This is a genomic window from Actinoplanes sp. NPDC049548 (genome assembly GCF_040676695.1).
Taxonomy (GTDB): Bacteria; Actinomycetota; Actinomycetes; order Mycobacteriales; family Micromonosporaceae; genus Actinoplanes.
Map to the genome: position 1 here is coordinate 42,925 of NZ_JBFAPM010000031.1, position 11,905 is coordinate 54,829.

An 11,905-nucleotide genomic window follows, 5' to 3' on the forward strand; every position below is an offset into this window, starting at 1 on the left:
AGCCGGGTAACCGAACGGCACCCGACCGCTCCCCACAGCGCACCTCTCGGGGGCCGGATCAGGCGGGGAGCTGGTCCATCGCCCGGTAGATCCGCTTGTCCGAGACCGGGTACGCGGTGCCCAGCGACTGCGCGAAGAAGTTGATCCGCAGCTCCTCGAGCATCCACCGGATCTCCCGCAGCCCCTCGTCGGCGGGACCGCCCCGGGGCAGCTCCGCGCGCAGCTCGCGATACTCCGCCTCGATCTCCTGCAGCTGTGCCATCAGCTGCCGGTCGCGCGCCAGGTTGCCGGCGAGCCGGTCGAGGCGGTACGCGATGCCCTTGAGGTACCGGGGCAGATGATGCAGCTGCCGCCAGCCGGTGTCCGTGACGAATCCGGGGTGGACCAGCGCCTTGAGCTGCGCCCGGATGTCCGCGAGCGCCGGGACCAGGGCCGGGTCGCGCGTCGTGCTCAGCCGCTGGCCGATCTCGTACGCGGTCGCGAGCACCGCCTGCACCTGGGTGACCACCGTGGCGGTGGCGTCCACCAGGTCGGCGCGCACCTCGTCGCGCAGCTTGGCGAACGCGTCGGTCGACCACACGGGGCCGCCGGCGTCCTGCACGAGCCGGTCGACCGCAGCCCCCGCGCAGTCGTCGAGCAGGTCGGCGATCGAGCGGTACGGGTTGCCGCGCGACAGCTCCAGCTTGGCCCGGTTGTCCAGGCGCCCCTGCAGGTAGCGGGCGGCCGGCGGCAGGGTCAGCAGGAGCAGCCGGCGGGTTCCGGCCCGCATCGCCTCCCGCTGCTCGGCCTCGGTCTCGAAGACGCGCACCGCCACGCTGCCGCCCTCGTCGGCGAGCGCCGGGTACACCGTGACCTCGTAGCCGCCGCGGACCTGCTGGACCGTGCGGGGCAGCGTACCGAAGTCGTTGGTGGTGATGCCGCGCCGCTCGATGTCGCCGGCCGCGGCCGAGATCGTGGCCTGGACCTTCGGGGCCAGGGCGGTGCGCAGCACGTCCAGGTCGCGGCCCTCCCCCACCACGGCGCCGTCCTCGTTGACCACCTGGAAGTTGATCCGCAGGTGGTCGGGGACCTGGTCGGGCCGCCAGGCGTCGCGCGGCACCACCGTGCCGGTCAGCCGGCGCAGCTCGTCGCCGACCGCGTCGGGAAGCGCCCCGCGGCGGGCCGGGATGCGGGCGAGGACGGCGTCGGCCCAGTCCGGGACCGGCACGAAGCTGGTCCGCAGCTGCTTCGGCAGGGCCCGGATCAGCGCCACGATGATGTCCTTACGCAGCCCGGGCACGTTCCAGCCGAAGTCGTCGGCGTCGAGCTTGTTGAGCAGCGGCAGCGGCACCCGCACGGTCACGCCGTCGGCGGCGGCACCGGGCTCGAACTGGTACGACAGCGGAAGCCGGACGCCGCCGGCCAGCCAGGCGTCCGGGTAGGCGGCCGGGTCGACGGCGTCGCGACCGGCGTTGACCAGCATCTCCCGGGTGAAGGTGAGCAGCTGCGGGTCGTCCCGGCGCGCCCTCTTCCACCAGGCGTCGAAGTGCCGGGCCGAGACCACGTCGGCCGGGATGCGCGCGTTGTAGAGGGCGAAGACCGTCTCGTCGTCCACCTTGATGTCGCGGCGGCGGGCCCTGTTCTCGATCTCCTCGATCCGCTCGAGGAGCCGGGCGTTCTCGGCGAAGAACGCATGGTGGGTGTCCCAGTCGCCCTCGACCAGGGCGTGCCGGATGAACAGCTCCCGGGACAGCTCCGGATCGACCTTGCCGTAGCCGACCTTGCGCCGGGGCACGATCGGCAGCCCGTACAGGGTCACCTTCTCGTACGCCATGACGGCGCCCTGCTTCTTCTCCCAGTGCGGTTCGCTGTAGCTGCGCTTGACCAAATGCGGTGCTAGCTTCTCGGCCCACTCCGGCTCGATCCGGGCGTTGACCCGGCCCCACAGCCGCGAGGTCTCCACGAGCTCGGCGGACATCACCCAGCGGGGTTGCTTCTTGAACAGCGCCGAACCCGGGAACAGGGCGAACTTGGCCCCGCGGGCGCCGAGATACTCCCGTTTGTCGACGTCCTTGAGTCCGATGTGGCTGAGCAGGCCGGCGAGCAGCGCGGTGTGGAAGCGCTGCGCGTCCGGTACGCGCTCGTCGTCCTCGGTGATCTCCAGGCCCAGGCTCCGGGACACCTGCCGCAGCTGCGCGTAGATGTCCTGCCACTCCCGCACGCGCAGGTAGTTGAGGAACTCGCTGCGGCACAGGCGCCGGAACTGGTTACCGGACAGCTCGCGCTGCTTCTCGCGCAGGTAGCGCCACAGGTTGAGGTAGCTGAAGAAGTCCGATTCCTTGTCGGTGAACCGGGCGTGCTTCTCGTCGGCCTGCTGCTGCTTGTCGGTGGGGCGCTCGCGCGGGTCCTGGATCGACAGTGCCGCCGCGACGACCATGACCTCGGCCACGCAGTCCTGCTTGCCGGCCTCGATGACCATGCGGGCCAGCCGCGGGTCCACCGGCAGCTGGGCGAGCTGCCGGCCCATCGGCGTCAGCTTGCGCTTGTCGAGGGCGCCCAGCTCCTCGAGGAGCTTGATGCCGTCGGTGACGTTGCGCCGGTCCGGCGGGTCGATGAACGGGAACGCGGCCAGGTCACCGAGGCCGAGGTTGGTCATCTGCAGGATGACCGAGGCCAGGTTCGTGCGCAGGATCTCCGGCTCGGTGAACTCCGGCCGCCCCTCGAAATCCTCTTCGGAGTACAACCGAATGCAGATACCGTCACTGGTACGCCCACAGCGGCCCTTGCGCTGGTTCGCGCTGGCCTGCGACACCGGCTCGATGGGCAGCCGCTGCACCTTGAGCCGGTTGCTGTAGCGGGAGATCCGCGCGGTGCCGGGGTCGATGACGTAGCGGATGCCGGGGACGGTCAGCGACGTCTCGGCGACGTTGGTGGCCAGCACGACCCGGCGCCCGGTGTGGCGCTCGAAGACGCGGTGCTGCTCGGCGGCGGAGAGCCGGCCGTAGAGCGGCACGATCTCGGTGTCGCGCAGGTCGCGGCGGTTCAGCGCGTCGGCGGCGTCGCGTATCTCACGCTCGCCGCTGAGGAAGACGAGGATGTCGCCGCGGCTCTCCAGCCCCAGCTCGTCGACCGCGGCGGCGATGCCGTCGATGAGGTCGACCGGCTCCTCACGGCTGTCCTCGGTCTCCTCCACCAGCGGCCGGTAGCGCACCTCGACCGGGTAGGTCCGTCCGGACACCTCGATGACCGGCGCCGGCCCTTGCGGAGAGGCGAAGTGCTCGGCGAAGCGCTGCGTCTCGATGGTCGCCGACGTGATGATCAGCTTGAGATCCGGCCGCTTCGGCAGCAGCTGCCTGAGGTAGCCGAGGATGAAGTCGATGTTGAGGCTGCGCTCGTGCGCCTCGTCGATGATCAGGGTGTCGTAGCGGCGCAGCATCCGGTCGTTCTGGATCTCGGCGAGCAGGATGCCGTCCGTCATCACCTTGATCATGGTCTCGTCGGAGACCTGGTCGGTGAAGCGCACCTTGTAGCCGACCGTCGCGCCCAGCGAGGTGCCCAGCTCCTCGGCGATGCGCTCGGCCACCGTGCGTGCGGCGATCCGCCGCGGTTGGGTGTGCCCGATCTGCCCCCGCACGCCGCGGCCCAGCTCGAGGCAGATCTTCGGGATCTGAGTGGTCTTGCCGGAGCCGGTCTCCCCCGCCACGATGACGACCTGGTGGTCGCGGATGGCGGCCAGGATGTCGTCCTTGCGGGCGCTGACGGGCAGCTCCGCGGGATACGACACCGGGGGCACCCCGGCCACTCGTGCCTCGCGGCGTTCCTCGGCGCGGGCGACCTCGTCGGCGATCTCGGCGAGCACGGCGGCCCGCGCGGCCTCGTCCCGGATTCTGCGGGTGCCCTCGAGCCGCCTCCCCAGCCGGTGCTCGTCGCGGGGAAGCAGAGCGGACATCCTGCGGCGGAGCTCGGCGAGGTCCTGGCTTATGGGCGTTACAGACATGGCGGAACAACAATAGGCACACCCGGCCGGAAACGCCCGGTGATTATCGCCGCTGGCGCTCAGCCGAACCGGGACAGGCCGTCGACCTGCGCCATCTCGTCGGACGAGAGCTCGAAGCCGTCGATGCGGGCGTTGCCGGCGATGCGCTCGGGGGTACCGCTCTTGGGGATGACCACGATGCCGTGCTGGATGTGCCAGCGCAGCACCACCCGGGCCGGGTCGACGCCGTGGGCGGTGGCGATGCTGGTGAGCACCGGGTCGTGCAGGTTCGTGGTCTTGAACGGCGAGTAGCCCTCGACCACGATGCCCCGTTCGCGGTGCTCGGCGACCAGCTTGGGGTCGTACAGTTTCGGGCCCCAACGGATCTGGTTGACCGCCGGCTTCTCGCCCGTGGCGGCGGCCAGCTCGTCGATGTCGGCGACGTCGTAGTTGCTGACGCCGACGGCGCGCGCCCGCCCCTCCTGCCGCGCGGCCAGGAACTCCCGCCAGACCGCCACGGAGGCGCCCCGGCGCGGCGGCCAGTGGATCAGCCACAGGTCGACGGCGTCCAGGCCCAGCGCGGACAGGCTCGCGTCGAGGGTGGCGCGCTCCCGGCCGGCGCGTTCCGGCGGCAGCTTGGTGGTCACGAAGACCTCGTCGCGGGGTACGCCGCTGTCGGCCAGCGCCCGGCCCACCTCGGCCTCGTTGCCGTACATGGTGGCGGTGTCGAGGTGGCGGTAGCCGGCTTCGAGGGCCTCGCGGACGGCGTGGTAGGCCGCGTCGCCCCGCAGCTGCCAGGTGCCGAAGCCCAGCAGCGGCATGGCGACCGGCCCGCCCAGGGACACGGAGGGAAGGGTCATGGCTCCATCTTGCAACGAACTCGGTCCGGCCCGTGTCCGCGCGCCGGCTGCGTCTTTAACCCTGCGACACCGTCGCGGGAAAGAGGGCCGGCCGCATGATCGTCGTCGCCGAGGACCACGAGGACATCCTGTTCGTCCTGCAACGCGTCCTGGAGCGCGCGGGCCACCAGGTCGTCGCCGCCACCGACGGCGCCGCCGCGCTCGAGGCCGTGCGCCGCCACCGCCCGGACGTCGTGGTCACCGACGTCGACATGCCGAAGATGACCGGCCTGGACCTGTGCCGGGCGATCCGCGCCGACGACGGCCTGCGGCACATCCCGGTGGTGCTGGCCAGCGGCTCGCTGCTGCCCGGCGACGAGCGGGCCGCCGAGGTGGGTGCCACCGCGACGCTGCTCAAGCCGTTCCTGCCGGCCCAGCTTCTCGCATGCGTGGCGGAGCTGATGCCGTCCCGGCCGGTGTGACCCCGGGCAGGGTCGCCTGCTCGATCGCGGCCCGCTCGGCGAGCGCCCGGTCCAGCGCCGCCTGCGGGTCGTCCGGTCCGGCGCCGGTGGCCAGCGGCAGGGTGAAGTGGAACCGGGTGCCGCCGCCCGGGTTGTCCGACACCCCGATCACGCCGCCGTGGCGCTCCACGATGCGGCGGCAGATGGCCAGGCCGAGGCCCGTGCCCGCGTACCCGGCGGCGGTCCGCGCCCGGTGGAACGACTCGAAGATGTCCGGCTGGTCCTCCGCCGGGATGCCGATGCCCCGGTCGGCCACCTCGATGCGGGTCCAGCCCTGCTCGGCGGGCGCCGCCGTGACGTCGATCCGGGCGGCGCGGCCCGCCGGCACGTACTTCAGGGCGTTGCCGACGAGGTTGTCGACCACGTGGCGCAGCATCGCCGGGTCCGCGTCGACCACGGGCAGCGGGCCGACGTAGATGTCCGGGGGCGGGGTGCCGGCCGGGCGCGGCTGCTGTGTACGCTCCTCGACCACGTCCTCGACCAGCGGCCTGAGCGATACCGGCCGCAGTTTGAGCGGCGCATCCCGTGCCGTCGTGTACGCGAGCAGCGTGTCGATCATGGCGCCCATCCGATCCACCGCGCCGGCGACCCGCAGCAGCGCCGAGCGGGCCTCGCGTACCTCCGGGCCGTCGGGCGCGTCGGCGAGCTCGTCGTCGGCGTTCTCGCAATGACCGCGGACGACGGCCAGCGGTGCCTTGAGGTCGTGCGCGACCACGCCCGCGAAGACCGCCAGGTCGTTCTCGTAGCGGCGCAGGTCGGTGATGTCGTGGAAGACCGCCACCGCGCCGTGCTGCCCGGCGCTCGGGTCGAGGGGCCGGCCGTCGACGCTGACCAGGATGCCGTCCGGGCGGCTCTCGTTCCGGATGATCATCTCGACGCCGTCCGAGGCCTCGCCGCGCAGCGCCCGTACCAGCGGCATCTCCTCCACCGGGAACGGCGTCTGGCCGTCGGGGCGGAAGAGCCCGTAGTGCTCCTGCCAGCCGTCCGGCCCGTCGATGTCGTCGGGCACCCCGAGCAGCGCCTTGGCCGCCGGGTTGTGCAGCAGGTAGGCGCCGTTCTCGTCGACCACGCCCACGCCGTCGCCGATGCTGGCCATGATCGCGCTCAGCAGCCCGGCCTGGCGGCGGCTCTCCGCCTCGGCGAGCCGCAGGTCGGCGGTGGCCACCAGCACCTGCGCCTCGGCCCGGGACCGGCCGGTGGCCAGGACCCAGGTCAGCAGGGCCAGCATGCCGGTGATGACCAGGCCGCCGACCAGGACGGCGGTGGGCGTACCGCTGCGGGCACCCGGCAGGTAGTGCGAGTCGGCGCCGGTCAGCAGTGACCACTGCCGGTCGGCCACCGGGAAGGCGGCCTGGCGGATCAGGTCGCGCTCGCCCCGGGTGTCGTACGACGCCACCACGACGCGCCGGCCACTGCCGTCGGTCGCGGAGAGCTCGCCGTCGAGCAGGCCCTGGCTGGCGGTGCTGAGCACGCCGCCGAGGAAGTCCCGGCCGTGCAGGCCCATCGCCAGCCAGCCCTGGAAGGGCGGCGGCTCACCCGCTGTGGGCGCGGCGCCGAAGACGGGTGCCACGAACAGGAACGACAGCTGCTGCCGGTCCACCGGCAGGTTCCGGTCGCGCAGCAGGACGTACGCGGCTGACACGCTGGGCTGCCCGGTGCGGCGGGCCTCGGCCAACGCGGCGGCGGCCTCGGGAGCGGCCGACACGTCGATGCCCCTGGGGCCGGCGCCGCCGTTGTTGAGGCTGCGCCGGAAGACCGGGAACAGGTGCTCGCGGGGCTCACCGAAGGGCTGCAGCGTGAGCCCGGACGAGCCGCGGGAGCGCCACAGCTGCTCGGTGGCGGCGACGTCATCGGGTGCGGCGGCGACCACGAAGGCGACCGAGGTGGCGCCGACCAGGCCGGCACGGTCCAGGGGCGCGGTGGCGGCGGAGAAGTCGGCGGCGGTGAGCCGGGCGTTCGTGCCGAGCCCGGCGGCCACCGCCTGCATGAGGTCGCGGTACCGGCCGGTCTCCCCGATGACGGCGGCCCGCGCGACGGCGGTGCGCTGGTCCATCACCCGGTCGGCCGCCGCGCGTTGGTCGTCGCGCAGCGCCCGGGCGGTGAGCAGGGTGACGGTGACGCCGAGCACGAGCACGGCGACCACGAGGAGCGGGCCGACGAAGCGTCCGTGCCACGCTCGCGCCGGCTCGGCGCGCGCGGTCCCGGGCCTGCTCATCACTGAACCGAGCATAAGACGCAAATCACCCCCGCCGGCGAGGTTCCGCCGACGGGGGTGAGGATCGCTCACTTACTTCCAGGTGTCGTACTGGTAGAGGTTCCAGGACGCCATGATGCCGGTGACCTTGGTGTAGTAGTTCGGGTCGGTGGCGTAGCCGGCCTTCCAGACCTTCCAGATGAACTTGTTGGCGTCCTTGGTGTACGCGAACGCCGGCTTGTAGCGGGGGTTCACGCGCAGGAAGTTGCCGTGGTCGCGGAACGAGTGCGACTGCGTGGCATACGTGCGGAACGCGGCCGACGTCGAGAAGCAGTTGCCGGCCTTGGTGCACTCGTTGGTGCGGTAGACGTGGCAGCCGTTCGCGAGCTTGCCGTACGAGCCGTTCTGGCACTTGATGCCGAAGTAGTTCTTGTCGACCGTCGAGAGGCCGCTGCGGCCCCAGCCGGACTCGAGGATGGCCTGGGCGATCGTCACCGACGGCGGGACGCCGTAGTCACGCCAGCCGCGCTGCGCGCCCGGCACCGAGGCCCGGATGAACTGCTCCGGGGTGAGCGACACCGTCGGCGCCGGCACCGTCGACCCGGAACAGGCCGGGATCGGGCCCGAGTACATGTACGCGTGCGAGATGTACGCGCCGGCCGTCGTGCGGTCCCACTGGCTGGTGGTGCGCACCGTACCGTCGACGTTCTGCCCGGTGACCGCGCAGACCAGATTGATCTTGGAGCCGGACGCCACCGAACCGAGGACCGCCCCGGAGGTCGACGGCGCCGAGCGCAGGTTGACGCGGCCCTCGAGGCTCTTGACCGTGCCGACCACGTACTTCTTGGCGGCGCGCGTGGTGACCGGCTTGGCCTTGACCGGCACCGCGGTCGGCGAGCCGACGGCGCAGCGCGGCAGCGTGCGCGACGCCGACACGTACCCGTGCGAGACGTAGCGGCCCTCGCCGAGCTTGTCCCATGCCGTCGTGGTGCGCAGCGAGCCCTTGACCCGCTGGCCGGTCAGGGTGCACGCGACCGTGACCTTCTGGCCGTTGCGCAGCGAACCGACCACCTTCGCGGCCAGCGACGGCGCGGACCGGACCTTCAGTGTGGTGCCCACCTTGATGGTCGCGGTCACGCCGGCGGCGACGGCGGCCTGCGGCGCCACGACCAGCCCGGCCCCGAGCGCGACCGCGAGCAGCGGCCCGGTGAGCAGTCGTCGGGCGGTACGCACCATGGAAGTCCCCTCGATCGTGGCCTCGGCGTCCCCTCGCTCCGGCTCCGTTCGAAGGTCCCGGCGGGCCGTTGCGGGCTGAGAGCGAAGCCGGGTGCAGTCGAGTTGCCACGCTTGAAAACGGTGCGGTCTGGGCATAGCGGGACCGCCCCGTCGCGACGTACAGGAGGACCACCGGATGACGGCCCTGGCATCCCGCCCCGCGCAGCAGGAGACAGCCGCTGCCGGCCGCGGAGTCACGCACGTGCTCGGCCACGCGTTCGTCAGCGTGCTGGCGGCGGCGGGAGTCGCTCTCGTGTACTACGCGTGCGTACGCACCTCACCGGGCCAGAAGGTCGACACCCTGGCCATGCGAGGCGCCGACGTGCAGCATCCCCGGGTCGTCGAGGTGCTCGACCGCGCCCTCAACGGCACGACGCTGGTCAGCCTGGTGGCGGTCTGCCTGGCAGCCGCCGCGATCGGCATCATCCGCCGCCGCGCGGACCTGGCCATCGGCGCGGCCATCCTGGTACTGGGCGCGAACGCGACGACGCAGCTGCTGAAGTCCCGGCTCCCCCGCCCGGACCTCGACGGCTTCCCGGCACCCAACTCTTTCCCCAGCGGCCACACGACCGCGGCGGCGTCGGTCGCATTCGCGCTGATCCTGGTCCTGCCGTTCGCCGTCCGCGGCACCGTCGCGCTGGCCGGCGCGGCGTACGTCACGATCATCGCGATCGCCACCGTCTGGGCCGAGTGGCACCGCCCCAGCGACACCGTCGCGGCCCTGCTGGTGGTGCTCGCCTGGGCCGCCCTGGCATCGGCGTTCGTCCGCGCCCGCCGCGTCCGGATCACCGGCGTGACGGCACGGCCGAACCGCAAGGCGATGCTGCTGTTCACCGTCGTGGGCGCGTTCTCGGCGGTCGCCGCCCTGCTCGGCCTCGGCGCGGTGGCGCTGTCCCACACCCTCGTCCCGGGCCTCGCCTCCGGCCGCGTCGCCTTCGGGGCCGGAGCCGCCGCCGTCACCGCCTCGGTGGCGGCGATCTTCGCCGTCTGGGTACGCCTCGCGGCGGGCGATCAGCCGTCGTCACCGAGCTCGCCCCGGGTGCCCGCCTCCGCCCTCTCCGCACCCCTGCCCGACTGACCCCCTGGAGGAACCATGACCACCCCCACCGACCCCACCATGCCGGGCGCGTCCGGCACCGTCCCGCCCGGCCCGGCCGGTGTCCCGTTCACACCGGCGACCGACCCGGCCGCCCGCGCCGGCCTTCCCGGCCCCACCGTCACGGTGGCCACCTACCCGGACTACGCCCTCGCCCAGCAGGCGGTCGACTACCTGTCCGACAACAAGTTCCCGGTCGAGCGGACCAGCATCGTCGGCACCGACCTGCGCCTCGTGGAGAACGTCCTGGGCCGGGTGACGGTCGCCCGCGCCGCCATGGCCGGCGCGGCGAGCGGCGCGTGGTTCGGCCTGTTCCTCGGCCTCTTCTTCGGCCTCTTCAGCGACTCGAACTGGTTCAGCGTCATCTTCCTGGGCCTGCTCATCGGCGCCATCTGGGGCGCCGTGTTCGGCGCCATCGCCCAGGCCATGACCGGCGGCCGCCGCGACTTCTCCTCCCGCAGCTCGCTGCAGGCGGCTCAGTACGCGGTGATCGCCGACGCGGACGTCGCGGACGACGCCCGGCAGCTGCTGACCCGCCTGAACTGGCAGACCAGCGGCGCCAGCTGACTCGCCGGTACCCCGGCGCCGGGGCGCCGGGGTACCTCAGCAGGGTCCGGCGTTCCCGCTGACGAGCACTGTCAGGTAGTGCACCAGGCGCAAGCTCGCCGTCTGGTCCGTCGGTCCGGCCGCGAGCTCCTGCACGGCCGGCACCTTTCCCACCAGGACCGCGACGTCGATCTTCTGACCGGCCGACGCCCGCAGCGTCACGGTCCCGGTCCAGGAAGGCAGCGCGTCGGGGTCGAACCAGTCGTCGACCAGGAAGTACGTGAACGGGTTGGGGTCCGGCACATCGGCCCGACGCGCCGCCAGGATCACCGTCCGCCCCACCGGCAGGGCGCTGCGGCCTCGCAACCGGATGCACCCGCCGGCGACCTGCGCGCCGTCGCGGGGCGCGTCGACGGATACGCCGAACAGCATGTCGTCGTTGACGGAGCGCGGGTCGGCGGGCAGCCATGCCGGAGTCCGGCCGGCGACCGTCGGCGTCGTGGTGGGGTCCACCGGGTCGGCCGGACCGCCGGCGATCTCGCCGCCGAATGCGACCGCGCCGCCGATCACGACGGCCAGCGCCATTCCGGCCAGCGGTGCCGCACGCGCGCGCAGCCTCCTCCCGGAGATGGTCAGCGTGTGCCGCCTCCCCCTTCTGCCCGGGCGGAGCTGCCGGTAGCCGCAGAGCAGAGCAACTCCGGCGCTCAGCAGGATCACCGTCCCGGCCGGTGCGACGACCAGCCCGACCACGACGACGATCGCGGTCGTCGCCACGAGGTACCAGACGAGGACGACCTCGAGGCGGCGGATCGAGGCCGCCATCCGCGCCGCGGGCTCCTCGCCGGGGCGGGGGCCGTCGTCCTCCAGCCCGAGGCGGCGCAGGAGCAGGCGCGCCGCGCTCATCGGTGGTTCCATATCCGCTTCACCGCCGCTCGCAGGTCCCGGAGCACGAACACGAGGATCGGGATGAGGGACGAGACGTCGAAGATCCACTGGAGGATCGCCGTGATGTCCTTGGTCATGCCTTCCAGGCGCCCGGCGAAGCCGAGGACCCGCGCCGCCAGCGAGTGCAGCGAGATCCAGAGCAGGATGAAGAGCAGGTCGAAGACGGCGCTGAGCAGGAAGACCCCGAGCATGCCGACCTTGCCGCCCAGCGCGCGCAGCTCCGCGCCGGCCTCCGCCTCGCTGTGCTCGGCGGCCCGGCGACCGGTCAGCCGGGACGCGAGAGGACGCACGGCCGCACCGACATGGGCATGAAGCTACCGGCGGTCCAGAGAGCGGGCCGACCAATGTCGCCCGTACGTGTCACGGGTGTGTCGGCACAGCGACGACCGCCCCGTGAGGGGTGCGGGGCGGTCGTGGCGCCGGCGTCAGAGTGTGTTGTCGAGCTGGCCGCGGAGCTTGGTCAGGGCCTTGGTGAGCAGGCGGCTGACGTGCATCTGGGAGATGCCGATCTGCTCGGCGATCTGCGACTGGGTG

At 72.6% G+C, this 11,905-nt stretch carries 10 protein-coding genes; 3 read left to right on the forward strand and 7 right to left on the reverse strand.

The genetic code is table 11. From position 1 onward, the window contains the following. Positions 1-58 precede the first annotated feature (58 nt). Complete coding sequence (hrpA, locus tag AB0J80_RS35830; protein WP_364713961.1) at positions 59-3,976, reverse strand: ATP-dependent RNA helicase HrpA; 3,918 nt, start codon at positions 3,974-3,976, stop codon at positions 59-61. Between the two features lie 59 nt (positions 3,977-4,035). Continuing rightward, positions 4,036-4,815, reverse strand: a complete 780-nt coding sequence (locus tag AB0J80_RS35835) for an aldo/keto reductase (RefSeq protein ID WP_364713963.1) — start codon at positions 4,813-4,815, stop codon at positions 4,036-4,038. Positions 4,816-4,910: 95 nt separating this feature from the next. Between AB0J80_RS35835 and AB0J80_RS35840 the strand changes: the two genes are divergently transcribed. Next, complete coding sequence (locus AB0J80_RS35840) at positions 4,911-5,276, forward strand: response regulator (protein ID WP_364713965.1); 366 nt, start codon at positions 4,911-4,913, stop codon at positions 5,274-5,276. Here the strand turns inward: AB0J80_RS35840 and AB0J80_RS35845 are convergent. Together AB0J80_RS35845 and gsmA are read right to left on the reverse strand one after the other, a co-directional pair. Continuing rightward, entirely contained in the window at positions 5,209-7,530 is a 2,322-nt protein-coding gene (locus tag AB0J80_RS35845; protein WP_364713967.1) for an ATP-binding protein, read from the reverse strand. The genes AB0J80_RS35840 and AB0J80_RS35845 overlap by 68 nt on opposite strands. A 72-nt stretch (positions 7,531-7,602) precedes the next feature. Beyond that, a complete protein-coding gene (gsmA, locus tag AB0J80_RS35850; RefSeq protein ID WP_364713969.1) occupies positions 7,603-8,745 on the reverse strand; it encodes a sporangiospore maturation cell wall hydrolase GsmA in 1,143 nt (380 codons plus the stop codon). A gap of 175 nt (positions 8,746-8,920) precedes the next feature. Between gsmA and AB0J80_RS35855 the strand changes: the two genes are divergently transcribed. Then, positions 8,921-9,862: a phosphatase PAP2 family protein gene (locus tag AB0J80_RS35855; protein ID WP_364713970.1), complete on the forward strand. Its 942-nt coding sequence runs from the start codon at positions 8,921-8,923 to the stop codon at positions 9,860-9,862. Positions 9,863-9,877: 15 nt separating this feature from the next. After that, positions 9,878-10,447, forward strand: coding sequence for a general stress protein (locus AB0J80_RS35860; RefSeq protein WP_364713972.1), 570 nt, complete (start codon positions 9,878-9,880; stop codon positions 10,445-10,447). Between the two features lie 36 nt (positions 10,448-10,483). Here the strand turns inward: AB0J80_RS35860 and AB0J80_RS35865 are convergent, their stop codons facing one another. From AB0J80_RS35865 to AB0J80_RS35875, 3 genes are all read right to left on the reverse strand, one after another. Then, positions 10,484-11,329 (reverse strand): hypothetical protein, encoded by an 846-nt coding sequence (locus AB0J80_RS35865; RefSeq protein WP_364713974.1) that lies wholly within the window; start codon positions 11,327-11,329, stop codon positions 10,484-10,486. Beyond that, the gene (locus AB0J80_RS35870) at positions 11,326-11,661 is read right to left on the reverse strand and encodes a hypothetical protein (protein WP_364713976.1); all 336 of its coding nucleotides are present in this window, start codon (positions 11,659-11,661) and stop codon (positions 11,326-11,328) included. The genes AB0J80_RS35865 and AB0J80_RS35870 overlap by 4 nt, the downstream gene beginning before the upstream one ends. A 135-nt stretch (positions 11,662-11,796) precedes the next feature. Continuing rightward, on the reverse strand, positions 11,797-11,905 hold a 109-nt coding region (locus AB0J80_RS35875; RefSeq protein ID WP_364713980.1), incomplete at its 5' end, for a sigma factor-like helix-turn-helix DNA-binding protein.